This window comes from Micromonospora sp. NPDC050187 (assembly GCF_044459745.1).
Lineage (GTDB): Bacteria > Actinomycetota > Actinomycetes > Mycobacteriales > Micromonosporaceae > Micromonospora.
On sequence record NZ_JBITJH010000017.1, the window covers coordinates 50,700 to 77,643 of the forward strand.

General features: G+C 74.9%; 26 protein-coding genes and 1 pseudogene. 14 read left to right on the top strand and 13 right to left on the bottom strand.

Features of this window, described 5'->3' with window-relative positions:
- Positions 1-53: 53 nt before the first annotated feature.
- Positions 54-1,013, top strand: coding sequence for an NAD(P)/FAD-dependent oxidoreductase (locus ACIBJE_RS23530; RefSeq protein WP_396751671.1), 960 nt, complete (start codon positions 54-56; stop codon positions 1,011-1,013).
- Positions 1,014-1,147: 134 nt separating this feature from the next.
- On the opposite strand, the gene ACIBJE_RS23535 is transcribed toward ACIBJE_RS23530, so the two are convergent.
- The 3 genes from ACIBJE_RS23535 to ACIBJE_RS23545 form a co-directional block, all read right to left on the bottom strand.
- Positions 1,148-2,419, bottom strand: coding sequence for a cation:proton antiporter (locus ACIBJE_RS23535; protein ID WP_396751673.1), 1,272 nt, complete (start codon positions 2,417-2,419; stop codon positions 1,148-1,150).
- A gap of 70 nt (positions 2,420-2,489) precedes the next feature.
- Entirely contained in the window at positions 2,490-3,200 is a 711-nt protein-coding gene (locus ACIBJE_RS23540) for an HAD family hydrolase (protein WP_396751675.1), read from the bottom strand.
- A 40-nt stretch (positions 3,201-3,240) separates the two neighbouring features.
- A complete protein-coding gene (locus tag ACIBJE_RS23545) occupies positions 3,241-5,364 on the bottom strand; it encodes a SpoIIE family protein phosphatase (protein ID WP_396751677.1) in 2,124 nt (707 codons plus the stop codon).
- A 183-nt stretch (positions 5,365-5,547) separates the two neighbouring features.
- On the opposite strand from ACIBJE_RS23545, the gene ACIBJE_RS23550 reads away from it, so the two are divergent.
- Positions 5,548-6,396 (top strand): hypothetical protein, encoded by an 849-nt coding sequence (locus ACIBJE_RS23550; protein WP_396751845.1) that lies wholly within the window; start codon positions 5,548-5,550, stop codon positions 6,394-6,396.
- 103 nt (positions 6,397-6,499) lie between these two features.
- On the opposite strand, the gene ACIBJE_RS23555 is transcribed toward ACIBJE_RS23550, so the two are convergent.
- Entirely contained in the window at positions 6,500-6,859 is a 360-nt protein-coding gene (locus ACIBJE_RS23555; RefSeq protein WP_396751679.1) for a DUF6401 family natural product biosynthesis protein, read from the bottom strand.
- 152 nt (positions 6,860-7,011) lie between these two features.
- On the opposite strand from ACIBJE_RS23555, the gene ACIBJE_RS23560 reads away from it, so the two are divergent.
- On the top strand, positions 7,012-7,461 hold the full coding sequence (locus ACIBJE_RS23560) for a hypothetical protein (RefSeq protein ID WP_396751681.1): 450 nt from the start codon (positions 7,012-7,014) through the stop codon (positions 7,459-7,461).
- Between the two features lies 1 nt (position 7,462).
- On the opposite strand, the gene ACIBJE_RS23565 is transcribed toward ACIBJE_RS23560, so the two are convergent.
- Positions 7,463-7,681, bottom strand: a complete 219-nt coding sequence (locus ACIBJE_RS23565; protein WP_396751684.1) for a hypothetical protein — start codon at positions 7,679-7,681, stop codon at positions 7,463-7,465.
- 157 nt (positions 7,682-7,838) lie between these two features.
- Between ACIBJE_RS23565 and ACIBJE_RS23570 the strand changes: the two genes are divergently transcribed.
- Positions 7,839-9,008 carry an MFS transporter gene (locus tag ACIBJE_RS23570; protein ID WP_396751686.1) on the top strand — a complete coding sequence of 390 codons (1,170 nt, stop codon included), beginning with the start codon at positions 7,839-7,841 and terminating at the stop codon, positions 9,006-9,008.
- A gap of 181 nt (positions 9,009-9,189) precedes the next feature.
- Here the strand turns inward: ACIBJE_RS23570 and ACIBJE_RS23575 are convergent, their stop codons facing one another.
- The 4 genes from ACIBJE_RS23575 to ACIBJE_RS23590 form a co-directional block, all read right to left on the bottom strand.
- Positions 9,190-9,453: a hypothetical protein gene (locus ACIBJE_RS23575; protein WP_396751688.1), complete on the bottom strand. Its 264-nt coding sequence runs from the start codon at positions 9,451-9,453 to the stop codon at positions 9,190-9,192.
- Between the two features lie 202 nt (positions 9,454-9,655).
- Complete coding sequence (locus ACIBJE_RS23580) at positions 9,656-10,117, bottom strand: SRPBCC family protein (protein WP_396751691.1); 462 nt, start codon at positions 10,115-10,117, stop codon at positions 9,656-9,658.
- Positions 10,118-10,169: 52 nt separating this feature from the next.
- Positions 10,170-10,586, bottom strand: a complete 417-nt coding sequence (locus ACIBJE_RS23585; RefSeq protein ID WP_396751693.1) for a DUF2795 domain-containing protein — start codon at positions 10,584-10,586, stop codon at positions 10,170-10,172.
- An 88-nt stretch (positions 10,587-10,674) separates the two neighbouring features.
- Positions 10,675-11,661, bottom strand: coding sequence for a YihY/virulence factor BrkB family protein (locus tag ACIBJE_RS23590; protein ID WP_396751696.1), 987 nt, complete (start codon positions 11,659-11,661; stop codon positions 10,675-10,677).
- Positions 11,662-11,858: 197 nt separating this feature from the next.
- On the opposite strand from ACIBJE_RS23590, the gene ACIBJE_RS23595 reads away from it, so the two are divergent.
- Positions 11,859-12,260 (top strand): ChaB family protein, encoded by a 402-nt coding sequence (locus ACIBJE_RS23595; protein ID WP_145833315.1) that lies wholly within the window; start codon positions 11,859-11,861, stop codon positions 12,258-12,260.
- A 29-nt stretch (positions 12,261-12,289) separates the two neighbouring features.
- Here ACIBJE_RS23595 and ACIBJE_RS23600 read toward each other — a convergent pair whose 3' ends face one another.
- Positions 12,290-13,723, bottom strand: coding sequence for an aldehyde dehydrogenase family protein (locus tag ACIBJE_RS23600; protein WP_396751847.1), 1,434 nt, complete (start codon positions 13,721-13,723; stop codon positions 12,290-12,292).
- 83 nt (positions 13,724-13,806) lie between these two features.
- Between ACIBJE_RS23600 and ACIBJE_RS23605 the strand changes: the two genes are divergently transcribed.
- The gene (locus ACIBJE_RS23605; protein WP_396751699.1) at positions 13,807-15,432 is read left to right on the top strand and encodes a phytoene desaturase family protein; all 1,626 of its coding nucleotides are present in this window, start codon (positions 13,807-13,809) and stop codon (positions 15,430-15,432) included.
- 192 nt (positions 15,433-15,624) lie between these two features.
- Here ACIBJE_RS23605 and ACIBJE_RS23610 read toward each other — a convergent pair.
- From ACIBJE_RS23610 to ACIBJE_RS23620, 3 genes and pseudogenes are all read right to left on the bottom strand, one after another.
- Positions 15,625-16,383: pseudogene (locus ACIBJE_RS23610) on the bottom strand (polyprenol monophosphomannose synthase); the annotation flags it as partial.
- Positions 16,384-16,525: 142 nt separating this feature from the next.
- Positions 16,526-17,527, bottom strand: a complete 1,002-nt coding sequence (locus ACIBJE_RS23615; RefSeq protein ID WP_396751701.1) for an SDR family oxidoreductase — start codon at positions 17,525-17,527, stop codon at positions 16,526-16,528.
- On the bottom strand, positions 17,524-17,952 hold the full coding sequence (locus ACIBJE_RS23620; protein ID WP_396751703.1) for an SRPBCC family protein: 429 nt from the start codon (positions 17,950-17,952) through the stop codon (positions 17,524-17,526). The genes ACIBJE_RS23615 and ACIBJE_RS23620 overlap by 4 nt, the downstream gene beginning before the upstream one ends.
- Before the next feature lie 243 nt (positions 17,953-18,195).
- Here ACIBJE_RS23620 and ACIBJE_RS23625 point away from each other — a divergent pair, with 243 nt between their 5' ends.
- From ACIBJE_RS23625 to ACIBJE_RS23660, 8 genes are read left to right on the top strand one after another with little or no spacing between them, the layout of a single operon-like run.
- A complete protein-coding gene (locus ACIBJE_RS23625; protein WP_396751705.1) occupies positions 18,196-19,845 on the top strand; it encodes an HAD-IIIA family hydrolase in 1,650 nt (549 codons plus the stop codon).
- On the top strand, positions 19,842-20,816 hold the full coding sequence (locus ACIBJE_RS23630) for a glycosyltransferase (protein WP_396751707.1): 975 nt from the start codon (positions 19,842-19,844) through the stop codon (positions 20,814-20,816). Before ACIBJE_RS23625 ends, ACIBJE_RS23630 begins: the two co-directional genes overlap by 4 nt.
- Positions 20,801-22,018, top strand: a complete 1,218-nt coding sequence (locus ACIBJE_RS23635; RefSeq protein ID WP_396751715.1) for a glycosyltransferase — start codon at positions 20,801-20,803, stop codon at positions 22,016-22,018. Before ACIBJE_RS23630 ends, ACIBJE_RS23635 begins: the two co-directional genes overlap by 16 nt.
- Complete coding sequence (locus ACIBJE_RS23640; protein WP_396751717.1) at positions 22,018-22,719, top strand: SIS domain-containing protein; 702 nt, start codon at positions 22,018-22,020, stop codon at positions 22,717-22,719. The genes ACIBJE_RS23635 and ACIBJE_RS23640 overlap by 1 nt, the downstream gene beginning before the upstream one ends.
- The gene (locus ACIBJE_RS23645; RefSeq protein WP_396751719.1) at positions 22,716-24,248 is read left to right on the top strand and encodes a PfkB family carbohydrate kinase; all 1,533 of its coding nucleotides are present in this window, start codon (positions 22,716-22,718) and stop codon (positions 24,246-24,248) included. Before ACIBJE_RS23640 ends, ACIBJE_RS23645 begins: the two co-directional genes overlap by 4 nt.
- Positions 24,245-24,946: an SDR family oxidoreductase gene (locus tag ACIBJE_RS23650; protein WP_396751721.1), complete on the top strand. Its 702-nt coding sequence runs from the start codon at positions 24,245-24,247 to the stop codon at positions 24,944-24,946. Before ACIBJE_RS23645 ends, ACIBJE_RS23650 begins: the two co-directional genes overlap by 4 nt.
- Complete coding sequence (locus tag ACIBJE_RS23655; protein ID WP_396751723.1) at positions 24,943-25,899, top strand: glycosyltransferase family 9 protein; 957 nt, start codon at positions 24,943-24,945, stop codon at positions 25,897-25,899. Before ACIBJE_RS23650 ends, ACIBJE_RS23655 begins: the two co-directional genes overlap by 4 nt.
- Entirely contained in the window at positions 25,880-26,863 is a 984-nt protein-coding gene (locus ACIBJE_RS23660; protein WP_396751724.1) for a DNA topoisomerase IB, read from the top strand. Before ACIBJE_RS23655 ends, ACIBJE_RS23660 begins: the two co-directional genes overlap by 20 nt.
- Positions 26,864-26,944 lie beyond the last annotated feature (81 nt).

A 26,944-nucleotide genomic window follows, 5' to 3' on the forward strand; every position in this document is an offset into this window, starting at 1 on the left:
ACGCCCCCGGCGCGCCGGGCCGGCCGCCCGCCGCCGGCACATACGATCACGCGATGACTGGGGAACGGGCGCGGGTGATCGTGGTCGGGGCCGGCATCGCCGGTGTGGCGTGCGCGCGGGAGCTGGTGGCCGCCGGCGTTCCGGTGCAGATCCGGGAACGGGCCCGGGTGGTCGGCGGCCGGATGGCCAGCAAGCGCTTCGACGGCCGCCCCGCCGACATCGGCGCCGCCTACTTCACCGTCAGCGATCCGGACTTCGCCCGCCTCGTCGAGGGCTGGCGCGCCGCCGGACTGGCCCGGCAATGGACCGACACCTTCGTCGCGTACGGGACGGACGGTCGGCGGGCGGCGCCCGGACCGATGCGCTGGGCGGCCCCGGGCGGCCTGCGTTCCCTGGTGACCGAGCTGGCCGCCGGACTGCCGGCGGTGGTCGACCGGCTGGTGCTCGGTGTGGAGCCGGGACCGAGCGTCGACGGCACCCCGTGCGAGGCGGTGGTGCTCGCCATGCCGGGTCCGCAGGCAGCGCTCCTGCTCGACCCGACCCTGGCCGACGCCACCCGGGCGGTGCAGGCGCAACAGTGGACGTCCACGCTCGCCGCGGTGCTGCGCTTCCCGCACCGTCGGTGGTCCGACTTCGCCGGGGCGTTCGTCAACGACCACCCCGTGCTGACGGTGCTCTGCGACGACGGCGACCGGCGCGGGGACGACGCACCCGTGCTGGTCGCCCACACCACCGCCGAGTTCGCCGGGCGACACCTGCTCCAGCCGACCGCCGCCGCCCCCGCCGTCGAGGAGGCCGTGCGGGACCTGCTCGCCCTCCCCGAACCGGCCGACCACGTGCACGTGCACCGCTGGACGTACGCGAAGCCGGCGGCCGGGCTGCCCGGGACGTACCACCTGGACGACGACGGCGTGGGGCTGGCCGGGGACGCCTTCGGCGAGCCCCGCGTGCAGACCGCCTGGCTCTCCGGACGGAATCTGGGCCGCGCGCTGGTCCACAGGCTGACCTCCTGACCGGAGGACCGCTGCTCGGTCCGCTGGCCGGCGGGGTGGTGGTTGGTGGTTTGGGTGGCGGGCTTGAGTGGTTGCAGGGGGCCCTTCCTCATCAAGAAGCGGTAACAGGGGACCCCTGGTACCAGCCCACCACCTCAGGGGAGGGCCGGCTCGGGTCGTACCGGGGTGGGGGTGCGTTCGCCGGTCCGGTCGAGCACCTGCATGACCGGGGTGGCCGCCACCCCGTGCACCACCACGGAGACGATCACCACCAGACCGGCGGTGGCCCAGACCAGGTCGGCCTGCGGGAAGTCCGCCTTCGTGCTGACGTACGCCAGGTAGTAGAACGAGCCCACGCCCCGGATGCCGAAGGAGGCGATCACCCAGTGCTCGGCGGGGCGGCCGGGCGCGCCGCGCAGTGACAGCCAGCCGGCGAGCGGTCGGACCACGAAGACCAGCGCCAGCCCGACCAGGGCGGCCTGCCAGGTCAGCGGGGCCAGCAGACCGCCCACCACGGCGCCACCGAAGAGCAGGAGCAGCAGGACGGTCAGCAGCCGCTCGACCTGTTCGGCGAAGTCGTGCAGGACGGCGTGGAACTCGTGGGTCCGTTCCGCCGAGCGGATCGCCCGCGCGGCCATGAAGACGGCGAGGAAGCCGTATCCGCCGATCACCTCGACCAGCCCGTACGCCAGGAAGGTCGCGGCCAGCGCGAGGAAGCCCTCGGCGTGCCGGGCCAGGCGCAGCTCGCTCGGCGCGTGGAAGAACAGCTTGCCGAGCAGCCAGCCGACCAGCAGCCCGCCGGCCACCCCGGCGGTGACCTTCCAGAGCAGGTCGACGGTGAGCCACCCGGCCAGCCAGTCCGCCGGGGCGAGGCTGGTCGAGGCGATGGCTATGGCCGCGTAGACGAAGGGGAAAGCCAGGCCGTCGTTCAGGCCCGCCTCGGAGGTGAGAGCGAAGCGGACCTCGTCCTCGGAGTCCTCCACGTCGGTCGGCTCGCCCACCTGCACGTCGGCAGCGAGGACCGGGTCGGTCGGGGCGAGCGCCGCCCCGAGCAGCAGCGCGGTCGCCGGCACGAGCCCGGCCCACCACCAGCCGAGCAGTGCCACGGCCGCGATGCACAGCGGCATCGCGATGGCGAGTAGCCGCCAGGTGGACGACCAGCGTCGCCAGCTGAACGGGCGGTCGATCTTGAGACCGGCGCCCATCAGGGCGACGATCACGCCGATCTCGGTGAGGTGCGTGGCGACGGCCGGGTGGGCCAGCGGGTCCGGGACCGGTAGCCCGGTGGGCAGCAGGAAGATCAGCATGCCGAGGCCGAGGAAGGCGATCGGCATGGAGAGGGGCCGCCGCTCCAGCATCCGGGGCAGGATCCCGGCCAGCAACGCGCCGACCCCGAGTACTGCGAAAGCGACGTCCACCGGCTCCACGACTCCACCCCTCGCCTCGCCCGTGGCACCCGGGCAGGTGGAGACCAACTGTGCCCCGTTGAACGGTCGTCTATGCCTTCACATTCATGTTGATGGCAGCGACGTCGCGCCGTCGACTCAGGACCGGGGACTCCGCCAGGTTGGCCAGGAGCGCACCGGGGTCGTCGTAGACCTCGACCGCCCCGGCCCCGGCCAACTCGGCCCGACCGGTCCCGCCGCAGGTCAGGCCGATGCAGGGGATGCCCAGGCGGCCGGCGGCGGCGACGTCCCAGACCGAGTCGCCGACGAAGACCACCCGTTCGGCGGCCAGGCCGGACTGCTCCAGCGCGGCGACCAGGATGTCCGGTGCGGGTTTGCTCCGTTGCGCGTCCGCCGACGAGGTGACGGTGTCGATGACGTCGTCGGCGTCGAGCGCGGCCCGCAACGCGCGTACCTCGTGCTCGGCCGCCGAGGTCGCGAGCACCACCCGCAGCCCCCGTTCGGCGCAGGCCCGCAGCAGGTCGGCGGCGTGTGGTAGCGGCGTCAGCCGCTCCGCGTACTCGAGGAAGAGACCGTCGTGGGCGTCGCGGAGCCGGCCGTCCTCGGCCCGGTCGCGTTCCGGCCCGAGCAGGTGGTCGAGGAGGCGGTCCGATCCCATGCCGATGGACCGGTGGATCAGCGCCATCGGCACCGCGTGGTCGAACTGGCGTAACGCCTCCCACCACGCCACCGTGTGCAGGTATGTGGTGTCGACCAGGGTGCCGTCGACGTCGAACAGGACACCGTCGGAGCGCGTGGCCATCGTCTTCCCTCCTGTCGGGCGGACGCACCGCCCGGCGACCTCAATCCGACGGAATGAGGATCTCGAACCAGACCGTGGAGCCGCGCACCGTCGGATCCGTCCCCCACGCGTCGCTGAGCTGTTCGATGAGCCCCAGTCCACGGCCTCGGCTGCTCAACGTGTCGGTCTGCGCCTTCGTCACGGTGCCCCGGGTGCCGGAGTCGGCGACCGACACCAGCAGCCGCTCGGGGCTGAGGTCGATCTCGACCCGGGCGGCGGTGCCGGCGTGCAGCAGGGCGTTGGTGGTCAACTCGCTGGTGCACAGGACGGCGGCCCCGATGATCGACTCGGGCACCCGCCACTCGGAGAGCTGCGCGGTCATCCAGTGCCGCACCCGGCTCGGCGCGGTCGGTTCGGCGGGCATCTCCATGCCGGCCGACCGGCTCGGCATCAGCGCGTGCTCCACGGCGAGGACCGCCACGTCGTCCTCGGTCGCGCCGGGCACCGCCGCGGTCGCCACCGCGCAGAGCGCCCGGGGGTCGCCGCTGGCCGCCCCGGCCACCGCCTCGGCCAACCCGGTGAGGCCCACCGAGAGGCTCTGCCGGCGTCGCTCGACCACGCCGTCGCTGAACAGCAGCAGGGTGTCGCCGGGGGTGAATTGGACGGTGGTGGTGCCGGGCCGGCAGCCCAGACCCAGTGGGGCGCCGGTCGGCACGTCCAGGTACTCGGCGGTGGGCTCGGCGTCGGGGGTGGGGCACCGGCGCAGCAGCGGGGCGGGATGCCCAGCGCTGGCCAGGGTGAGCCGTTCCCGCCCGGCGTCGATCACCCCGAAGACGACGGTCACGAAGAGTTCGTGCGTGCCGGCCTCGGCCCCCAGGCTGGCGACCAGCCGGTCCAGCCCGGCCAGGACGGCGTCCGGGCGCGGATCGGTCAGCGCCAGGGCGCGCAGCGCCGCGCGTACCTGCCCCATCCGGGCCGCGGCCTGCACGTCGTGGCCGGCGACGTCACCGAGGACGACGCCCAGCCCGCCGTCGGGCAGGACGAAGGCGTCGTAGAAGTCGCCCCCGGCCGCGTTGCCGTCCACGCCCGGGTCGTAGCGGGCCGCGATGCGCAGCCGGGGCAGGTCCGGCAGGTGCTCCGGGAGCATGCTGCGTTGCAGCAACTGGGCGGTGCCGTGCTGGGTCTCGAAGCGGCGGGCCCGCTCGCCGGCCTGCGCGATCAGCTCGGCCGAGGCCGCCAGCAACGCCCGTTCGGCGGCCGACCAGGCGTGCGCGCGTTGATACCCGACGCTGAGCCCGCCGCGCAGCACCGGCGTCCGGAGCGGCAGTGCGGCCAGGGCCCGGATCTTCTGGTCGTGCCGGTCGCTCGCGGCCGCCGCGATCGGCTGACCGTCGGCGGTGAACAGCGGCATCCCGGTGCGCGCGGTCACCACCAGCGGCAGCGGCGAGTCGTCCGGGTAGCGCCGCCAGAGCGGGGGCAACCGCTCGTCGGCCTCGTCGAGCAGTTCGCCCCGGACCCGACGGACGACGCGCCAGCCGCTGCCGTCGTCCACCCCGAAGGCCACCCAGTCGGCGTCGAACGAGTCGAGTGCGTACCGCAGCGCGACCCGGGCCACGTCGTCCAGGGTGAGCGTGCCGGAGAGGGCGGCGGCCAGCTCGCTCAGGCTTTGCAACTGCTCGGTCACCTGGGTGGTCTCGGCCGCCACGGTGAGCACGCCGACCACCCGCCCGCCGCTGTCCCGTACCGGGGAGCAGCCCCGGGTGAAGACGGCCTGCTCCACCCGGCCGGTGCCGTGCCGCACGATCGGCAGGATCGACTCCTTCTCCAGGGTGGGGGTGCCCTCGTGGAAGGTGCGTTCGATCAGGTCGCCGATTCCGGCGAGGGACCAGATCCCGGCGAAGACCTCGGCCGCCGGACGGCCGACCGCCGGGTGGGCAGGACCGACCAGTTCGGCGTACCCGTCGTTGTAGAGCAGCCGGAACTCCGCGCCGAGGGTCAGCGCCATCGGCACCGGCGAGGCGAGGACCAGGTCGACGACGGCCCGGACCGCCGGGTCCCACCCCTCGATCGGCCCGAGTGGCGTGCCGGACCACGGATGGCCGAGGACGAGCGCCGCCGTACCGACGCTGGCGGCCCGCGGGATCGGGGCGGGTGAAGCGGGGACGTGCCCGACCGTGCCTGGCATGTGACGCAGCCTATCCGGCGTGGTCCCGTGGTGTTCCGGTCGTGCCCCCGGCCGGGGCCCGGGGCGTTCGTACCCGCCGTCCCGACCGGGGCGACATGTCCGAAAACTGGCTGGTGCCGCTCCGGTTGGTGCTTCTTCGGCCGGGTATGCGGGCGGCGCAGACCAGGCGACAGGAGGGACATGATGCGGAAAACCCTCGCGGTCAGGCAGGTCGACATCGGCGACGCCCTGACCGACATGTGGAGGTCGGTGCTGCTCTTCGTACCGAGGGCCATCGCCTTCATCGCGATCCTCGTGGTGGGCTGGATCATCGCCCGCGCGGTGCTCAAGATCGTGGACACGGTGCTCGAACGGGTGGGGTTCGACCGGGCGGTCGAGCGGGGCGGGATCAAACGGGCGCTGGAACGCACCCGGTACGACGCCAGTGACATCCTGGCCAGACTGGCGTACTACGCCGTGCTGCTGTTCACCCTGCAGTTCGCGTTCGGGGTGTGGGGGCCGAACGCGATCAGCGACCTGATCTCGGGTGTGGTGGCGTGGCTGCCCCGGGCCTTCGTCGCGATCATCATCGTGGTGGTGGCCGCAGCGATCGCCAAGGCCGTCAAGGACCTCGTCACCGGGGCGCTCGGCGGACTCTCGTACGGCAAGATCCTTGCCGACCTGACGGCGATCTTCATCCTCGCGCTCGGTGTCATCGCCGCGCTCAACCAGGTCGGTATCGCCACCACCGTGACCACGCCCGTGTTGATCGCGGTGCTCGCCACCGTGGCCGGCATCCTGATCATCGGTGTCGGCGGTGGGCTGGTGAAGCCGATGCAGGCCCGCTGGGACCGCTGGCTGGACCGGGCCGCGGAGGAGTCGCGGGCGATTCAGATGCAGCGACAGGCCCAGGCGGCCGGACGCAGCGACACCGAGCGGCAGATGGCCGACCGCGGGGGTGCGCCGCGGATGCCGGCAGGGGCGAGCGGGGCGGCTCCCTACGGCTCCGGGGCCATGGGCGAGGAGACCCAGCAGATCCGCCGCGCCGAGTGAGCAGACGGTGCGGCACGACCAGGGGAGGACGTCCGGCGCGGGCGTCCTCCCCGCACATGTGCCCCGGGGCGGCCCGACGTGCGGGGTGGGTCTGCCCGGTCGGTCAGGCGGGCCTGGAGATCGGCCGGGCCAGCGCGCAGACCGCCAGCAGCCGGGTCAGCACCCAGTCCGGGGACGTCCAGTCGACCGGCCCGCCGGGTGGGGTCCAACCGTGATCCGCAGCCGCCGCGCGGACGCCTTCGGCGTACCCGGCCAGGGCGGCCAGGGTGAGCGGCCGGCGGTCGCCCTCCAGGCTGTCCCGGACGGCGGCGGCGTGCTGGTCGACCTGGGCGAGGAGGTCGGGCCGTCGGACGGCGGCGGCCAGCCCGGCGGTGCCGATCGACACGGTCAGGGCGGCGATGGAGGCCCGCGCCACGCCCACCGCCGTGTCGGCGGCCAAACCCCCACTGAACTGCGCGTACATGGGAAACGAGAGTAATCCGGCCGGGACCGCGCCGACCTCGTCCGGACGGTGGGAGCCGGCTCGGCCACCGGGTGGAATCCGCCCGCACATGCGTGACCTGCCCCACGTCCGGGCACTACCCGGACATACCGGAACGGCGAGCGGAGGCACCGATGGCATCACACCCGGACGGACCGGACGAGCGGCACCGTCGCCCCACCGGGGTGGACGACGGGACGGTCGCCGCGCTCGGCAAGCTCAGCGAGGCGTTGGAGACCGTCGAGCGGGCGCGGGGACACCTCTACTCCCTGCACCAGCTGATCGGCCACGCCGACCTGATGCTCGACGACGCCGTCGAGCGGTTCCGGGCCGCCGGACACGACGGGATCGCCGACCGGATCACCGAGGAACTGCTGGGCCGCAACGTCATCGCCGGCCGGTGGACGTTCCAGATCGTCGAGGACTTCGACGACGGGTACTACGCCCTCTTCCGGGATCTGGACCGGCAGGCCCGCGACGAACTGGCGCAGGGCCGGCGGCACCTGTACGAGGCGGAGATGAAGGAGCGCCGGCGGACCCGGGGTCGCCCGGGACACGAGGCCCGCCCGGACGAGACGGGCTGAGTCAGCCCCGCTCGGCGCCGTGTGCGTCGGCCGGCCGGCGTCGTCCGGCGTCGTCCGCGATGATCACGGTCGCGACCATCATCGCGACGCAGAGGCTGAACAGCCACGAGCCGTCGGTGACGAGCCAGGCGGAGACCGGCGCCTGCAGCGCGGCGAGTAGGAAGCCGAGCCATGCCAGGCGGCGCTGACGATCGGTGAGGAAGCTACTGCCCTGTTGCATCCCGACAGTCTTGCGCGTGATGCCCGGATTGCCCTTCCTCCGTTCGGCCGATTCTGGATGACCTGTCCGGATCTCCGGCCACGTCGCTGCTGCTTCCCGGAATCGGCGTGGTATTTGCCACTGCCAACGTCGATCGGATGGGGCAGGATGGCCGGTCGTGCCGACCTCCCCCCGGGCCTCGCTGCTGCTGCTCGCCTACCTCGCCTTCGTCAGCCTCGGCCTGCCGGACGGACTGCTCGGGGTCGGCTGGCCCGCGATGCGGTCGGACTTCGGGGTGCCGACCGAGGCGGTCGGCGTGGCGCTCACCGCCGGCACCGCCGGTTACCTGACCTCCAGCCTCCTCGCCGGGTTCGGCATCGCCCGGCTCGGCGTCGGCCGGCTGCTGGCCGGGAGCACCCTGCTGGCCAGCCTGGCGCTCACCGGATACGCCCTCGCGCCCGGCCTGGCCGTGGTGGTGTGCTGCGCGCTGGTGCTCGGCCTCGGCTCCGGGGCGGTCGACTCCGGACTCAACGCGTACGCCGCCGGGGCGTTCGGCCCCCGGCACATGAACTGGCTGCACGCCTTTTTCGGTCTCGGGGTGGCCCTCGGCCCGCTGATCATGACCGGAGCGATCGGCGCCGGTCTCTCCTGGCGCTGGGGATACGGTCTCGTCGCCGCTGGTCAGCTCGCCCTGGCCGTGGCGTTCGCGCTGACCGTCCGGGCCTGGCGGGACCGGGGCGCGGTGGCCGGACGGCCCACGCCACCGGCGAGGGTGCCGGTCGGGCAGACCCTGCGACTGCCGGCGGTGTGGCTGGGCGCGCTCGGCTTCGGCGTCTACGCCGCCATCGAGATCGGCGCCGGGCTCTGGGCCTTCCTGCTGCTCACCGAGGGGCGGGGACTCGGCGCGGCAGCGGCCGGGATCTGCGTCTCGGGGTACTGGATCAGCCTCTTCGTCGGCCGGGTCGTCCAGGGTGTGATCGCCGAACGGTTCGGCAGCGGCCGGGTGCTGTGGGGGAGCCTGGTCGGCCTCGCCGTCGGAGCCGTCCTGGTGGCGCTCCCCGGCCCGGCCTGGCTGGCGGTGACCGGTCTCGCGGTGATCGGCTTCGCCGCCGCCCCGGTGTTCCCGCTGCTCACCCTGACCACCGCCGACCGGGTCGGCGGGGCGCACGCCGACCGGGCGATCGGGGTGCAGATCGCCGTCGCGGGCCTCTGCGGTGCGCTCGGGCCCACCGCCATCGGGGTGCTGCTCGGCCGGACCTCGGTCGAGGCGCTCGGACCGGCGCTCGTGGTGCTCGCCGTCGCCCTGATCGCCCTGCAACTCGCCGCCACCCGCCGCCGACCCGCCTGAACGCCCGCAGCCCGCAGCCTGTCACCTGTCGCCCCGCCGTCGCCCGTAGGCCGCGCGCCCGTAGGCCGCGCGCCCGTAGGCCGCGCGCCCGGGGTGGTTGCAGGGGACCCCTCCTCCTCGAAATGCGGTAGCAGGGGACCCCTGCAACCACCTCAGCACACGCCCTCGGCAGGGGAGGGGATCAGACGTCGGGGCCGGTCCGGCCGGTTGTCGAGGGCCGGTACGCCCGCTGCCCGTCGGTCGCCTCCCGCCCGTGGTCGCCCTCGGCGGCGGTGTGCCCGTCCGCCGGGATCGGCCCGTGGCCGAACGCGGACTCGTAGCCCGCGTCGTTGCCGGTCACGTCGTCGGCCTGTCCGTCGACGGGGGAGGTCGCCACCGCCTTGTCCAGCTCGCTGAGCGGGAGCCGCTGCTCGTCACGCCACACGGCGCCGTCGTTGTCGGTCATGACATCGCCGTACCCCCGGCCCATCGCGGCAAACCGCCCCCTCCACCCGCCGGTCCCGCCGTCGATCATGACGTCGACGGTGGCTCGGGCAGGAAGCGGTGTCGGCCGACGGGGGGAGGCGGAGGAGGGGGCGGGCACGCGGACGGCCGCCGGGTGGTCCGGCGGCCGTCGGAACGCGTACGGGTCTCGGAACGCGTACGGGTCAGGGCTGGGGACGGTCGACCTTGCCCCGCCACGCACCGGTCTCCTGACCGCGTCGCTCGATGAACGTCTTGAACCGCTCCAGGTCGCCCTTGGCCCGGCGGTCGACGATGCCGAGCTTGTCGCCGGCCTTCTCGATCATTCCGTGCGGCTCGAACTCCAACTGGAGGGTGACCCGGGTGTGCCCCTCGTCGAGGCGGTGGAAGGTCACCACCCCGGCGTGGTCCGTCCCGCCGGTGGAGTTCCAGGCGACCCGCTCGTCGGGGAGCTGCTCGGTGATCTGCGCGTCGAACTCCCGCTTGACCCCGGCGATCTCCACGGTCCAGTGGGTCATCGTGTCGGAGAGCTGCCGGACCTCCTGCACACCCTCCATGAACTGGGGGAAGTCCTCGAACTGGGTCCACTGGTCGTACGCGGTCCGGATCGGGACGTCCACGTCCACGTGCTCCATAACGCCACTCATCAGGGCATCCTCCTCATCTACCAGTCGGTACGGGTCGGGGGTGACCCACCTTTCACCAGCGCTGTGTCTCGTTCTTGTGGCCCAGTGCCGCCCACACCTCGGAGACCGTCCGGTACCGGGTGCCGGCGGGAAGCCGTTCCAGGGCGGCGATCACGTCGTCCGGCGCTTCGTTCTCCCGCGCGCTGCCGAGCAACGTCTCGCGGTCGCCGGGCAGCGCCGACAGGCCGATGAACCGGCCGAGCCGGCTGCGCTGCTCCACGTCCGTGGAACTCATCCCCTGTGGGGCGCCGGTGCGCAACTCGCCCGCTGGTGCCGTGGTGGTGCCCGGCTGGTCCTCGCCGGCCGGCTCCGGCTCGCGGAACTCGTCGACCCGGGAGCCGGCGGCCCCCGGCCCCTGCACCAGGCCACTGACCTCCTGGCTCATCTGCTCGTCGAGCCGGGGTCCGTGCTTGCTGCTGCCTCGTTCCATGCTTACTGCGCTACCCGGGCGGGACCGGGATAAACCGCTCCGCCCCGCACCCGCGGCGACACACGGGTGGCCGCCGACTCGTGGCCCGTCACGACTCGGCGGCGCGTTTCGGGGTGAGGACCGGCTCCTCGGGTGCGGGGACGCCGGCCTGCATCATCCGACCCCGTTGGAGTTCGGCGTTGATCTGCACTCCGAACATCAACGCGCAGTTCGACAGGTACAGCCACACCAGGAACGCGATGACCGCGCCGAGGCTGCCGTACGTGACGTCGTACGAGCCGAAGTTGGCCACGTACAGGCCGAAGCCGAAGGAGACGAGCGTCCAGGCCAGCAGGGCGACCGCGCCACCCACGGTGAGCCAGCGGAACCGGGGCTGCCGCACGTTCGGGGCGATCCAGAACAGCAGCGACAGCAGCACCATCAGGACCATGGCGAGCACCGGCCACTTCGCCACGCTCCACGCGGTGCGCGGCGCGTCGCCCAGATCGAGCAGGTTGCCGACCGCCTCGGCCACTGGACCGCTGACGATCAGTCCGGTCGCCACCACCGCCATCAGCACCAGGGAGAGCGCGGCCAGGCCGATCTGCATCGGACGCAGCCGGTAGAACGGCCGGCCCTCCTCGACGCCGTAGATCGCGTTGGAGGCACGGGTGAACGCGCCGATGAAGCCCGAGGCCGACCAGAGCGCGCCGAGCAGACCGAAGCTGAGCAGCGCCTTCACCCCGGCCCGCTGGTCGACCACCCCCTCGACCACCCCGACCACGCCCTCGTTGGCCACCACCGACCCGGCGCCCACGTCGCGGGCCAGGCCGATCAGGGTGTCCACGGTCCGGTCGCCCTCGGAGACCAGCCCGACCAGGGCCACCACCACCACGATCGAGGGGAAGAGGGCGAGCACGCCGTAGTAGGTCAGCGCCGCCGCCCAGTCCGCGCAGTTGTCCTTGACGAAGTTCCGCCCGCTGCGGACCAGGACGCCGCGCCAGGTGGGCCAGCTCAACTGCCGTAATCCGGGGGGAACCCGCAGGTCTGGCCCTCCACCGGCCGGTGCGGTCGGCTCCGTCGTCGTCGCTGCCATGACCGCTCCCTGCCGTCGCCGCCGCACCCCGGCCGTCCGGCGCGCCACCCCGCCACGCGGTCGGCGCGCTCCGGTCACGCCGGGTCGGAACCCGGCGGTACCCGGGCGGGAAGTTCGACAAACCCGGACGTGCCGTTTGCCGCTGCCGGGACAGGGAACGGTCAACCCGGGAAGCAACCGACGCGGAGGAGGACGACATGCCAGGGCGTGAGGTACTGCCCAGCACCGTCCGGCGCTCTCCTGAGAAGGCGCAACGGACCTGGGCGAAGACGCACGATTCAGCCGTGGAGACGTACGGCGAGGGGGAGCGGGCCCACCGCACCGCCTTCGCCGCGCTCAAGCACGAGTTCGAGAAGGTCGGCGACCACTGGGAGTCGAAGGGTCGCAAGGGGCCCAGCGACCGGCAGGCCGCGGGAGGCGGACCGGCCCGGCGGGCACCGACCGCCGGCGGGGTGGACGCGAACGCCACCAAGGACCATCTGATGCAGGTCGCCCGCAAGCTGGACGTCCGGGGCCGGTCCCGGATGACCAAGCCGGAACTGGTCGACGCCATTCAGAAGGCCAACGACCGGCGGACCCGTAAGGCGCGCGGGGACTGAGCCCCGCCCCCCCGGAGGGTGGGCACCGCTCACCAGTGCCCGCCACCCGGGGCGCTCAGGTGCACCACCTTCGTGGTGGTGAACTCGTCGAGCAGTTCCGGGCCGTACCCGAAGCCGTGGCCGCTGCCGCGACGCGGTTGGGCGGCGCCGCCCGGCGCGCCGCCGAACACCGCGTTGACCTTGACCGTGCCAACCGGCAGCTCGCGCCACGCCCGCTGCGCGTGGCCCATCGACCGGGTGAGCACGGTGGCGGCCAGCCCGTACGGCGAGCACGCCGCGCGGCCCAGGGCCTCGGCGAACGAGTCCACCACCAGCACCGGCGCGACCGGGCCGAAGGTCTCCTCGCGCACCAGCGCCATCCGGTCGGTGCAGTCGGTGACCACGGTCGGCGGGTAGAAGGCCCCCGGACCGGCCGGCACCGCCCCACCGGTCCGGACCACCGCGCCCTCGGCCACCGCCGCCAGCACCTGTCCGTGCACGTGGTCCCGGTGCCGCCGGTCCACCAGCGGACCGATCTCGGTCTCCCCGTCCTGCCCCGGTCCGATCCGCATCGCCCGAGCCAGGTCGACCAGTGCCGGAACGAAGTCGCCGGCCACCTCCCGGTGCACGTAGATCCGTTCCACCGCCACGCAGATCTGCCCGGCGTTGGCGAACGCGCCCATCGCCGCCTGCCCGGCGGCCCAGGCCGGGTCGACGCCCGCGTCGACGATCAGCGGGTCGCTGCCCCCGTTCTCCAGCAGCGCCTTGGCACCGGTGCGGGCGCAGGCGGCGGCGATCGCCCGGCCGGCCGTGGAGGAGCCCACGTGCGCCACCACGTCGACCTCCTGCCCGGCCAGCGCCGCGCCGACCCGCGCGTCCCCGGTCAGCAGGGACAGCACCCCGGGGGGCAGCTCACCGTCGAGTGCCCGGGCCAGCAGCCAGCCGGTGGCCGGGGTGCGCTCGCTCGGCTTGAACACCACCACGTTGCCGGTGACCAGGGCCGCGCCGAGTAGTCCGCAGGCCACCGCCACCGGGTCGTTCCACGGGGTGATCACCGCGACCACGCCCCGCGGTTCGGGGGCCATGAAGTCGACCGCGTCCCGTCCGCCGTGCAGGGTCCGGCCGCCGCGGACCGGTGCCAGTTCGGCGTACTGGCGCAGGGTGCCGATCCCCGCCGCCACGCCGCCCCGGGCGTCGAGCAGCGGTTTGCCCATCTCCGCCGTGGTCGCCTGCGCCAGGTCCTCGGCGACCGCCTCGACGGCGTCGGCCGCCCGGCGCAGGGCCGCCGCCCGCTCCGCCGGGTCGGTCGCCGCCCACGTCGCCGCCACGCCCCGGGCCGCGCCGACCGCCTTGGCCGCCTCGTCTTCGGTGGCCATCGGCACGGTGCTGACGTCGGTGCCGTCCGCCGGGTCGGTCACGACGAACTCACCCCCCGCGCCGCCCGCGCCCCACACCCCGCCGATGAGTTGTTCCACCCGCCACATGGCGCGCTGCATGCCCGGGGCCGGGCCGGGCAAACGCGTTTCGCTCGACCATCGGGGGGTAGCGGAACCGGATGATGTTCCCCATGCGGTCCATCAACCACGCCCAGACCGAGCCCGGTGCGGAGAACGCGGACGCCGTCGTCGTCGGTGCCGGCCACAACGGACTGGTCGCCGCGAATCTGCTCGCCGACGCCGGATGGGACGTCCTGGTGCTGGAGGCGACCGGTGCGCCCGGCGGCGCGGTCCGCTCCGCCGAGGTCACCGCCCCCGGCTACCTCAGCGACCTCTACAGCTCGTTCTACCCCCTCGGGTACGCCTCCCCGGTGCTGCGCCGGCTCGCCCTGGACGAGCACGGCCTGGCCTGGCGGCACGCGCCGGACGTGCTGGCGCACCTGCTGCCCGACGGGCGGGCGGCGGTGCTCAACCGCGACCCGGAGCGCACCGCGACGTCGATGGAGGCGTTCGCCCCCGGCGACGGGGAACGCTGGCGGGAGTCGTACGAGGACTGGCGGAGGATCTCCCAGCCGTTGCTGGCCGCCCTGTTCACCCCGTTCCCGCCGGTGCGCAACGGGCTGGAGCTGCTCGCCCGGCTGCGCACGGCCGGCGTCCTGCGCCTGGCCCGGCGGCTGGTCCTGCCGGTCCGCCAGCTCGGCGCGGAACTCTTCGACGGCGAGGGCGCCCCGGCCTTGCTCGCCAGCTGTGCCCTGCACACCGATCTGTCCCCCGAGGACGCCGGGTCCGGCATCTACGGCTGGCTGCTGGCCATGCTCGGCCAGGAGGTCGGCTGGCCGGTGCCGGTCGGCGGAGCGCAACGGATCACCGACGCGCTGGTGTCCCGACTGCGCGCCCGGGGCGGCCGGATCAGCTACGACGCGCAGGTCGACCGGGTGCTGGTCGCCCGGGGCCGGGCGATGGGTGTCCGGACGGTCGGTGGCCGGACCTGGCGGGCCCGGCGGGCGGTGCTCGCCGACGTGCCCGCGCCCGCGCTCTACCTCGACCTCGTCGGCGCGGCCCGGCTACCGCCCCGGCTCGTCGAGGACCTGGCCCACTTCCGCTGGGACGGCTCCACCGTCAAGGTGGACTGGGCGCTGGACGGCCCGGTGCCGTGGACCAACCCGGAGGTGGCCGGGGCCGGGACGGTGCATCTCGCCACCGACCTCAACGGCCTGACCCGGTACGCGGCGACGTTGGCCTGCGGCGAGGTCCCGGAGGACCCGTTCCTGTTGGCGGGGCAGATGACCACCGCCGACCCGAGCCGTTCCCCGGCCGGCACGGAGTCGGTGTGGGCGTACACCCACCTGCCGTTCCGGCGCGACTGGCGGGCCGAGGACGTGGCCGGGCACGTGGAGCGGATGGAGGCGGTGCTGGAACGGCACGCGCCCGGCTTCCGCGCCCGGGTCCGGGGCCGGTACGTGGCCGGCCCGGCGGACCTGGAGGAACGCAACCCGAGTCTGGTCGGCGGTGCGGTGGGCGGCGGAACGGCCGCCGCCTACCAGCAGCTCTTCCTCCGCCCGGTGCCCGGGCTCGGCCGCCCGGACACCCCGATCGACCGGCTCTACCTGGCGAGCGCGTCGGCGAACCCGGGGGGTGGCGTGCACGGCGCTCCCGGCGCGAACGCGGCGCGGGCCGCGCTGGTCCGTGACCGGGCGGTGACCGGTGGCCTATACGCGCGGGTCGTCGGCGCGGCGCACCGCGCCGTGTACCGCTGAGGTCCCCTACCGGGGGGTCGCCTGGGGTTCGCCGTCGGCGTCGGCCGTCTCGGGGGCTGTCCTCGGTTCGCCGTCGGTGTCGGCCGTCTCGACCGCCGTTGGGGCCACCCGGTCGGCGCTGGCCGGTTCCGGTGTACGCGGTGCCACCACCTCGACCGGCGCCGCCTCCAGCTGCCGGGGGGTCGCGCCGCCGATGTCGCGGTGCCGGCTGCGCAGCTTGAACGGCATCAGCGCGCTTTCGATCTTGGTGGCGGTGGTCATCTTCGACACGCCGTCCCGCCGCTCCTCGAAGCGGATCGGCACCTCCAGGATGGTGTGCCCGAGCTTCGTCGCCAGGTAGTGCATCTCGACCTGGAAGCTGTAGCCGTTGGACTGCACCCGGTCCAGGCCGATGTCGCGCAGCGCGTCCGCCCGCCAGATCTTGAAACCGGCGGTCAGGTCACGGATCCGGACCCGCAGCAGGGTGTGCACGTAGAGATTGGCCCACCCGCTCAGCGCGCGACGGTAGAGCGGCCACGCCTCGTCCAGCTCGCCGCCGGGAACGTAACGGGATCCGATCACCACGCCGGCCCCGGTGGAGAGCAGTGAGCCGAGCATGCCCGGCAGCGCCTCCGGCGGGTGCGACAGGTCGGCGTCCATCTGGGCCACGTACTCGGCGCCGCCGTCCAGCGCCCGGGACATGCCGTCCACGTACGCCCGGCCGAGCCCCTCCTTGCCCGCGCGGTGCACGACCTCGATCCGGCCGGGGTGTTCGATGGCGAGCTTGTCGGCGACCTCGCCGGTGCCGTCGGGGGAGTTGTCGTCGGCGACGAGCACCCGCAGCCCGGGCAGCGGAAGGGCGAGAAGCCTCTCCACCAGCGCCGGGAGGTTCCCCGCCTCGTTGTAGGTCGGCACCACGACCGTCAGGCGCGCGTCCCGCCACGGCGAGGGTAACTGTACGGGTTCGATCATGACGAGCATCCTCAGTTTGCCGGCAGTTGTCCCTGAAAGGGTAGCCATCCGGCCGCGCCCCGCTGTCGGGGCTCCCCGATGGGCCTTCGGGCACTTTCTCCGGGCGGCCGGGAGCGTCACGGCTCCAGCCGTCACCAGCGGTTCAGCGCTGCCGGCGGGCCAGCCCACCCAGGGCGAGCGCGACCGCGCCGAGCACGGCGGCGGTGACCGCCGGCTTGTGCGTGCCGACCCAGAGCGCCGCCGAGCTGTCCCGCGCCCGGTCGGTGAAGACCCCCTCGGCGCCCCGGTCGCGGTCCGCGTCCCCCGGCCGGTCGAGGTTGTCCCGCCACGTCGCCGGGTCGACCGGTGCGTCGGTCTGCTGGCTGTCGTAACCGTCCCGGGCGAGCTTGCGGTCGAGTAGGCCCGGGAAGAGGGTGTTGCCCAGCCGCGCCCGCCAGGTCGGGCCGCCCACGTTCAGTTCGCGCGGCCCCCGGTCGGCGGCCCAGACGATCGCCCGCGCGGCCACCTCCGGCGTGAAGATCGGCGGCACCGGCTGCGGGTGCCGGGGCAGTCGGGTCCGCACCCAGGAGAACTGCGGGGTGTTCACCGCCGGGAGCTGCACCATCGACAGCTTCACCCCCGGGCAGTCGTGCAGCAGCTCGGCCCGGAGCGAGTCGTTGAAGCCCTGGACCGCGTGCTTGCTGGCGCAGTACGCCGACTGCAACGGGATGCCCCGGTAGGCCAGCGCCGAGCCGACCTGGACGACGGCACCCCGGCGGTACGCGCGCATGTGCCGCAGCGCGGCCAGGGTGCCGTGCACCGTACCGAGATAGTTGACCTCGGTGACCCGGCGGTACTCGTCCGCCGGGATCTCCCAGGCCGGTGCGAAGACCGACACCATGGCGTTGTTGATCCACACGTCCAACGCACCCCACCGGTGCGTCACCTCGTCGGCGGCCCGCTGCACCGCCCCGGCGTCGGCGACGTCGAGCTGGTGGGTGACCACCTCCGCCGCGCCCCGCTCCCGGCAGTCCCGGGCGGCGGCGGCCAGGCCGGCCGCGCCCCGGGCGATCAGCGCGAGTCGGGCGCCCCGCGTCGCGTACCGGTGGGCCACCGCCCGCCCGACCCCGGCGCTGGCCCCGGTGATCACCACGGTCTGGGTCACTGGTCACCCTTCTGCCGGGTGGCGATGTCCGCCAGCCGGTTGAGCGTCTCCTTGTTGCGCTGCTTGAGCACGAGGTCGTTCAGCTTGTTGCGGACCCAGCGCAACGGGCCGGCGGCGAAGTCCTCGCCGAGCCGGACGCGGGTGGAGTCCGACCCGACCGGTTGGAGGGTGAAGACCACGATCGCCTCGCCGGCGGGCCAGAGCCCGGCGCGGATGACGAGCCGGTGCGGCGGTTCACACGCGAGCACCGTGGAGGCGTCGGTGAGCGAGACCGGCCAGGGCCCGGCCCGGTGGTGCAGCCGGGTGCCGACCGCCGGCCAGCCGTCCTCGACGTCCCGTACGTGGGCCGTGCCGACCACCCAGTCGCTGTACGTCCATCCGTCGGCGAGCACGTCGAAGACCTGCTGCGGGGGTGCCCCGATCACTTTCTCCACAATCGCCACTGGGTTCCCATACCCCGACCCGGACGGGCGTTAACCGGCTGGCTGCTCCGGGCCGCCGGTTAGCTTCTCCGGGCCGCCGGGTAAGGCCCGGACGGCGACCGGAGATCGGGCGGTGCGCAGCCGCGCCGGGAGCACCGACGCGGCACGACGGGACGGCCGCGCCGCGGACGACGCGTACGCCCCCGTGCGAGGTTTACGCCCCCGGCGGTCGGGAACCCGCCCGCCGTGCGAGGCGGCCACGAGCGGTATCAGCGCAGGTCAACCGGGGGATGCCCGGTTGCTGGGCCGGTGCTCGACGGGCCTGCCCCGGCGCTGTACGACGCCGTCCTGTTCGACCGGGACGGCACCCTGGTCGAGGACGTGCCGTACAACGGCGACCCGGACAAGGTCCGCCCGGTGCCGGGCGCGCGGACCGCACTGGACCGGCTGCGCTCCGCCGGCCTGCGGCTGGGCGTGGTGACCAACCAGTCGGGGCTGGCCCGTGGCCTGTTCACCGAGGCGGACATGCGCCGGGTGCACGCCCGGGTGGAGGAGCTGCTCGGTCCGTTCGACACCTGGCAGGTGTGCCCGCACGACGACGGCGACGGCTGCGGCTGCCGGAAGCCCGCGCCGGGTCTCGTCCGGGCGGCGGCCCGGCGGCTGGGCACGTCCCCGGGGCGGTGCGTGGTGGTGGGGGACATCGGCCGCGACATGACCGCCGCCCTGGCCGCCGGGGCGACCGGGGTGCTGGTGCCGACCCCGGTCACCCGGGCGGAGGAGGTGGCCGCCGCGCCGACGGTGGCCCGCGACCTGCCGGCCGCGGTGACGGAGATCCTGCGCCGGCGGGCCGCGGTGGTGCCCGCCGCGCCCCGGCGTGCCGGCACGGTGCTGGTGGCCCGGACCGACTCGGTCGGTGACGTGCTGGTCACCGGTCCGGCGATCCGGGCGGTCGCGGCGGGCGCGCGTCGGGTGGTGCTGCTCTGCGGGCCCCGGGGGCGGGCCGCCGCCGACCTGCTGCCCGGCGTGGACGACGTCGTCGAGTGGCCCCTGCCCTGGATCGACCCGGCGCCCGATCCGGTCGACCGGGCGGGGATGGACACGCTGCTGGCCCGGCTCGCCGGGGTGGGCGTGGACGAGGCGGTGGTCTTCACCTCGTTCCACCAGTCGCCGCTGCCGCTGGCGCTGCTGCTGCGGATGGCCGGGGTGCGGCGGATCAGCGCGGTCAGCGACGACTATCCGGGTTCGCTGCTGGACGTCCGCCACCGGGTGCCGGCGGGGGTCCCGGAGCCGGAACGGGCCCTGTCCCTGGCCGCCGCGGCCGGCTTCGCCCTGCCGCCGGGGGACGAACCGGTCCTGCGGCTGCGTCCGGAGGCGCTGCCACCACCGCCCGGACCGCCCGGCTACGTGGTGGTGCACCCCGGTGCCTCGGTGCCGGCCCGGGCCTGTCCGGCCCGGGTGCACGCCGACGTGGTCGCCGCGCTGACCGCCGCCGGCCACCGCGTGGTGGTCACCGGCGGGCCGGACCAGACCGGGCTGACCGCCCGGGTGGCCGACGCCGGCGGGGTGGATCTCGGCGGGCGGACCAGCCTGGTCGGCCTCGCCGCCGTCATCGCCGCCGCCGGTGCCGTGGTGGTCGGCAACACCGGCCCCGCGCACCTCGCCGCCGCGCTCGGCGTACCGGTGGTGAGCCTGTTCGCGCCGACCGTGCCGTTCGGGCAGTGGGGGCCGTACCGGGTGCCCACCGTCCGGCTCGGGGACGCCGCCGCACCCTGCCGGGACAGTCGTGCCGCGCAGTGCCCGGTGCCCGGCCACCCCTGCCTTTCCGGGGTCGACCCGGCCGAGGTGGTCGACGCGGTACGCCTGCTCGGCGTCGGCTCCGGGGGAGGTGGCCGGTGAACGTCCTGCTCTGGCACGTGCACGGCTCCTGGACCACCTCCTTCGTGCACGGCAAGCACCGCTACCTGGTGCCGGTCACCCCGGACCGGGGCCCGTACGGGTTGGGTCGGGCCCGCACCTACCCCTGGCCGGACAGCGCGGTCGAGGTGGAGCCGGCCGCGCTGCGCCGGGCCGAGGTGGACGTGGTCGTGCTCCAGCGGCCCGAGGAGTACGACCTGGCCTGCGAGTGGCTGGGCCGTCGGGTCGGCCGGGACGTCCCCGCCGTCTACGTCGAGCACAACACCCCCAAGGGCGACGTGCCGCACACCCGCCACCCGATGGCCGACCGCGACGACCTGCTGATCGCCCACGTCACCGGGTTCAACGAGCTGTTCTGGGACACCGGCGGCACCCGTACCGCCGTCGTCGAGCACGGTGTCGTGCCGCCGCGCGCGGCGTACACCGGCGAGCTGGACCGGCTCGCCGTGGTGATCAACGAGCCGGTCCGGCGCTGGCGGGTCACCGGCACCGACCTGCTGCCCCGGTTCGCCGAGGTCGCCCCGCTGGACGTCTTCGGCATGGGGGTGGCCGGGCTGGCCGACCGGCTGGGCCTGCCGCCGGAGCGGGTGACCGCCCACGACGACGTGCCGCAGGACCGGATGCACGTCGAGCTGGCGCGGCGGCGGGCGTACCTGCACCTGTGCCGGTGGACCTCGCTCGGACTGAGTCTGATCGAGGCGATGGCGATCGGCATGCCGGTGGTCGCCCTGGCCACCACCGAGGCGGTGGTGGCCGTACCGCCCGACGCGGGCGTGCTCTCCACCCGGATCGACACCCTGCTGGAGGCCGCCCACCGGTTCGTGGCCGACCCCGCGACCGCCCGCCGGGTGGGCGCCGAGGCCCGCGCGGCGGCCGGGGCCCGGTACGGCCTGGAGCGATTCCTCGCCGACTGGGACCGGTTGCTGGAGGAGGAAGCATGCGCATCGCGATGATCTCGGAGCACGCCAGTCCGCTCGCCGTGCTCGGCGGCGAGGACGCCGGTGGGCAGAACACCCACGTCGCGGAGTTGGCCGCCGCGCTCGCCGCCGCCGGTCACGACGTGCGCGTCTACACCCGCCGGGACTCCGTCGCGCTGCCGGTGTCCGTACGGACCGAGGACGGCTACGACGTGGTGCACGTGCCCGCCGGCCCGCCCGAGCCGGTCGGCAAGGACACCCTGCTGCCCTACATGGAGCCGTTCGCCGACTGGCTGGCGCAGCGGTGGAGTGCCGGGGAGTGGACACCCGAGGTGGCGCACGCGCACTTCTGGATGAGCGGCCTGGCCGCGCTGAGCGCCGGCCGGCGGACCGGGGTGCCGGTGGTGCAGACCTACCACGCGCTCGGCACGGTGAAACGACGCCACCAGGGGGCGCAGGACACCAGCCCGGCCGGGCGGGTGGACTACGAGCGGGTCCTGGGCGTGGCCGTGGACCGGGTCGTCGCGCAGAGCCGCGACGAGGTCCGCGAGCTGGTCGCGATGGGGGTGCCCCGGTCCCGGATGACGGTCGTCCCCTCCGGGGTCAACCTGCGCACCTTCAGCCCGGTCGGGCCGGTCGCCGAGCGGGCCGACGGTCTGGCCCGGGTGCTGACCGTGGGCCGGTTGGTGGAGCGGAAGGGCTTCCACGAGGTGATCCGGGCGATGCGGGACGTACCGGACGCCGAGTGCGTGGTGGTGGGCGGCCCGCCGGCCGGGGCGATCGACGACGACCCGCACGCCCGCCGGCTGGGGGCGCTCGCCGCGGCGTACGGGTTGGGCGACCGGGTCCGTCTCGTCGGCGCGGTTCCCCGCGAGGAGATGAGCCACTGGTACCGCTCCGCCGACGTCCTCGTCGCCGCCCCCTGGTACGAACCGTTCGGCCTCACGCCCTTGGAGGGCATGGCCTGCGGGGTGCCCGTGGTCGGTACCGCCGTCGGCGGGATCGTCGACACCGTGGTCGACGGGGTCACCGGAGACCTGGTGCCGCCCCGGGATCCGGAAGCGCTCGGCACGGCGGTCCGCCGGCTCCTGGCCGACCGGGAACGGCGCTTCGCGTACGCCACCGCCGCCCTGGACCGGGCCCGGCACCGGTACTCCTGGTCCCGCACCGCCGCGCACCTCGCCGAGGTCTACGCGGCGGTGACGGCGGCCCGCCGGCCGACCCGGGTGGTCGCCTGATGCGGGCCCCCACGGTGCTGGAGGCGCATCTGGCCGACCTGGCCGTGGCGCTGCGGGAGTACCGCAGCTCGGCGGCCCGGCTCGCCGACTGGGGAGACGCCCTGGCCCGGACCCTGACCACCGGCGGGCGGCTGCTGGTCGCCGGCAACGGGGGCAGCGCCGCCGAGGCCCAGCACCTTACCGCCGAACTCGTCGGCAAGCTGCGCCACGACCGGCAGCCGCTCTCCGCCATCGCCCTGCACGCCGAGACCAGCGCGCTCACCGCGATCGGCAACGACTACGGCTTCGATGAGGTCTTCGCCCGCCAGGTCCGTGCCCACGGCCGACCCGACGACATTCTCCTGCTGCTCTCCACCAGCGGCACCAGCGGCAACCTGCTGGCCGCCGCCCGCGCCGGACGCCAGGCCGGGCTGCGCTGCTGGGCGATGACCGGACCGGCGCCCAACCCCCTCGTCGACGCCTGCCACGACGCGCTGGCCGTCGCCGCCCCGGACAGCCAGATCGTGCAGGAACTGCACCTGGTCTCGGTGCACGTGCTCTGCGAGCACGTCGACCGGGCGCTGCCCCTGCCGCTGGGGGCGGTCACCGGCGGGGAGCCGCAACCGGTTGCGGCCAGCCGCGCCGCTCCGCGCACCGGGGTGGAGGTCGTGCTCGACGACGGCACCGCACCGGGGGTCGGGTCGCGAGGGGGGACGGCGTGACGGGTCCGGTGGTGGTGGTCGGTGACGTCCTGCTCGACCGGGACGTGGAGGGGGTGGTGAACCGGCTCTGCCCGGACTCCCCGGGGCCCGTCCTGGACGAGACCGCGCACGTCGAACGACCCGGCGGCGCGGGGCTCGCGGCGCTCTTCGCCGCCGCGCAGGGCGCCGAGGTCGCCCTCGTCACGGCCCTGGCCGACGACGTCGCCGGGGCCCGGCTCAGCTGCCTGCTGACCGCCGCCGGAGTGCAGGTGTACGCGCTGCCGCTGGTCGGTGCGACCCCGGAGAAGATCCGGCTGCGGGCGCGCGGACGGGTGCTGCTCCGGCACGACCGGGGCGGCCCGCCGGGCACCCCCGGGGAGCCCGACGAGGCGGTGCTGCGTCTGATCGCCGGGGCGTCCGCCGTGCTGGTCAGCGACTACGGTCGGGGCGTGGCCCGACAACCGGCGCTGCGCGCCGCGCTGGCCGCCACCGCCGCGCCGGTGGTCTGGGACCCGCACCCGCGCGGCCCGGCGGCCGTGCCCGGGGTGCACCTGGCCACGCCGAACGAGGCGGAGGTCCGCGAGTTGGCCGAGTCCCCGCCGGGGCCGTCCCGCCTGGCCACCGCCGCCCGGGGCGCGCAGGGACTGCGGCAGCGGTGGCGGGCCGGGGCGGTCGCGGTGACCCTCGGCGCCGACGGGGCACTGCTCTGTCACGCCGACGCGACCCCGCTGGTGGTGGCCGCCCCCGGCAGCGCGGACGGGGACCCCTGCGGGGCCGGGGACCGGTTCGCGGCGACCGCCAGCGTCGCCCTCGCCCGGGGCGCGCTGGTCTCCGAGGCGGTGCAGCTGGCGGTCGCCGAGGCGTCGGCGTACGTCGCCGCCGGGGGAGTGGCCGGGATGCCGCCCGTACCGGCCGGCGACCCCGCTCCGACGGCGTTCCGCACCGGCGGGGAACGGATCGGCGTGGCGGCGGCCGGCGCGGTGGTCGCCGCGACCCGGGCGGCCGGCGGCACGGTGGTCGCCACCGGCGGTTGCTTCGACCTGCTGCACGCCGGGCACGTCGCCACCCTCGAGGCCGCCCGGCGGCTCGGCGACTGCCTGGTGGTCTGCCTGAACTCCGACACCAGCGTCACCGACCTGAAGGGACCGGACCGACCGGTGGTGTCGCAGGGCGACCGAGGCCGGCTGCTGGCCGCGCTGAACTGCGTCGACGCAGTGATGATCTTCGACGAGCCGACGCCGCACTCGGTGCTGTCCTGGCTCCGTCCGGACGTCTGGGTCAAGGGCGGCGATTACGCCACCGGTGCCGGGGACGAACCGGTGCTGCCCGAGGCGGAGCTGCTGCGCCGCTGGGGCGGGCACACGGTGGTCGTGCCGTACCTGCCGGGACGCTCGACCACCGACCTGATCGCCACGGCCCGCGCGGCCGGCATCGACCGGCTCCGGCCCGCCGCGTCGGTCGGCCCCGACGGCCCCGGCCGGCGCGACGGATCGGAGCCGTCGCGGCACCCGGGCACCGCCGAGCGTCAGCCCACGAAAGGAGCGCGATGAGCAGCGGTTCCCTCACCCACGGGTCGACCGTCCTGATCACCGGCGGGGCGAGCGGCCTCGGTGCCGCCGTCGTCACCGCCGTCGCCCGGGCCGGCGCCCGGCCCGTGGTGCTGGACCGGAAACCGCCCGGCGACGGCGTGCCCTGGATCGAGTGCGACCTGGCCGACACCCGGGCCGCCGAGGCCGCCACCCGGGAACTCGCCGAACGCTCCGGCGGCCTGGACGCGGTGGTCACCGCCGCCGGGATCGACGTACCCGGCAGGCTGGCGGACGTACCCGGGGAGACCTGGGACCGGATCGTCGCCGTCGACCTGCTCGCCACCGCCGCGGTGGTCCGCGCCGCCCTGCCCTACCTGCTCAGTTCGCGGGGCACCGTGGTCACCGTCGCCTCGACCCTCGGCGTCAAGGCGGTCAGCGACGCCACCGCGTACTGCGCGGCGAAGTTCGGCGTGGTCGGCTTCACCCGCGCACTCGCCGCGGAACTCGCCGGGCAGGTCGGGGTCACCCTGTTGATTCCCGGTGGCATGCGCACCCCGTTCTTCGACGACCGGGACGACCAGTACCGGCCGGGGCCGGACGCCGCGCTCAACGAGCCGGCCGACACCGCCGCCGCCGTGCTGTTCGCGCTCTCCCAGCCGGCCGGCTGCGCGGTGCGGGAACTGGTCGTCTGCGCGCAGGAGGAGTCCTCGTACCCGTGATCCTGGTGCTGCGCGCACTCGGCGTCGGCGACCTCGCCACCGCCGTGCCCGCGCTGCGCGCCCTGCGCGCCGGACATCCGGACCGGGAACTGGTGCTGGCCGCCCCGCCCTGGCTGGCCCCCCTGGTCGACCTGGTCGGCGGCGTCGACCGGGTGCTGCCGGTGACCGGGCTGGACCCGTTGGACTGGTCGGGGCCGTCCCCCGAGATCGCGGTCAACCTGCACGGGCGGGGGCCACGGTCGCACGAGCTGCTGCGCGCCACCGGCTGTGGTCGGCTGCTCGGGTTCCGCTGCCCGCCGGCCGGTCATCCCGACGGCCCGGGGTGGGACGACGCGGAGCACGAGGTAGGCCGTTGGTGCCGGCTGCTCGACTGGTACGGCCTGTCGACCGACCCGGGCGACCTGGCTCTGGCCCGACCCGCACCGGACCGGGTGCCGGTCGGCGTGACCGTGCTGCACCCGGGCACGAAGGTCCCGGCGAAACGCTGGTCGCCCGCGCGGTTCGCCGCCCTCGCCCGGCACCTGACCCGGCACGGGCACCGGGTGGTGGTGACCGGCTCGGCCACCGAACTCGGGGTCGCCGAGCAGGTGGCGCGCCGGGCCGGGTTGCCGTCCACGGCGGTGCTGGCCGGCCGGACCGACCTGACCGACCTGGCCGCCCTGGTCGCCCACGCCCGGCTGGTGGTCAGCGGCGACACCGGCGTCGCCCACCTGGCCACCGGTTACGGCATCCCCTCGGTGGTGTTGTTCGGCCCGGTCCCGCCGTCCCGCTGGGGGCCGCCCCCGGACCGTCCCCGGCACCGCGTGCTCTGGGCCGGGCCGGGGGATTGCGCGGAGTGGAACGGGGTAGGTGTCCACCCGACGATGGCGGCGCTCCCCGTCGACCAGGTGCTGGCCGAGGTGGACGAGGCGGAACGGGCAGTGCGGGACGACGGTGCGGTTGCGGCGCAGTGATCCGGGTCGACCGGGGTACGGACGCCGACGGGCGGGCCGGGGTTGGCGCTTCGTCGACCCGGCCGGCGCGACCGTGCGCGACCCCGAGCAGTTGACCCGGCTGCGGGAGTTGGTCATCCCTCCGGCCTGGCGGGACGTGTGGATCTCCCCGCACCCGACCGGGCACATCCAGGCCACCGGGATCGACGCGGCCGGCCGCAAGCAGTACCTCTACCACCCCGAATGGCGGCGCAGGCGCGACGAGGCGAAGTTCGACCACGTGCTGGAGGTGGCCCGCCGGCTGCCGACGCTGCGCGAGCGGGTCGGGCGGGACCTGGCCGGCCGGGGACTGCGCCGCGACCGCGTCCTGGCGACGGTGACCCGGTTGCTGGACATGGGCATGTTCCGGGTGGGCAGCGACCAGTACGCGGCCGGCGACGACCCGACCTTCGGCGTGGCCACCCTGCGCCCCGAGCACACCCGGTCCCGGGGCGACTGCGTGGTCCTCTCCTTCCCCGCCAAGGGCGGCATCGACCAGGTGCGCCGGATCGACGACCCGGAACTGTGCCAGGTGTTGCGCAACCTGCGTCGGCGTCGGCGCGCGGCGGACCGCCTCTTCGGCTACTGGGACGGCGCCACCTGGCGGGACGTGCGCAGCGACGAGGTCAACGACTACCTGCGCGAAGCCAGTGGCGGGGAGATGACCGCCAAGGACTTCCGGACCTGGCACGCCACCGTGCTGGCCGCGGTCGACCTGGCCGCGACGGGTGTCCAGCGCTCGACCACGGCCCGGCGGCGGGCCGTCGTCGCGGTCATGCGCGACGTCGCCGACCTGCTCGGCAACACCGCCACGGTGGCCCGGGCCTCCTACGTGGACCCCCGCGTGGTGGACCTCTACCACGACGGTGTGGTCGCCCCGGTGGGCCCGGACACCGCCCGACCGGAGGCCGAGCGGGCGGTGCTGGCCCTGCTCGAGGAAGCCTGACCGGCCCCACCCCGCCCGGAAGCGGCGGCGGAGCCGGAGGTAGGCCCGGCGTCGGGTGCCGGATGACGGGGGACCGGATGC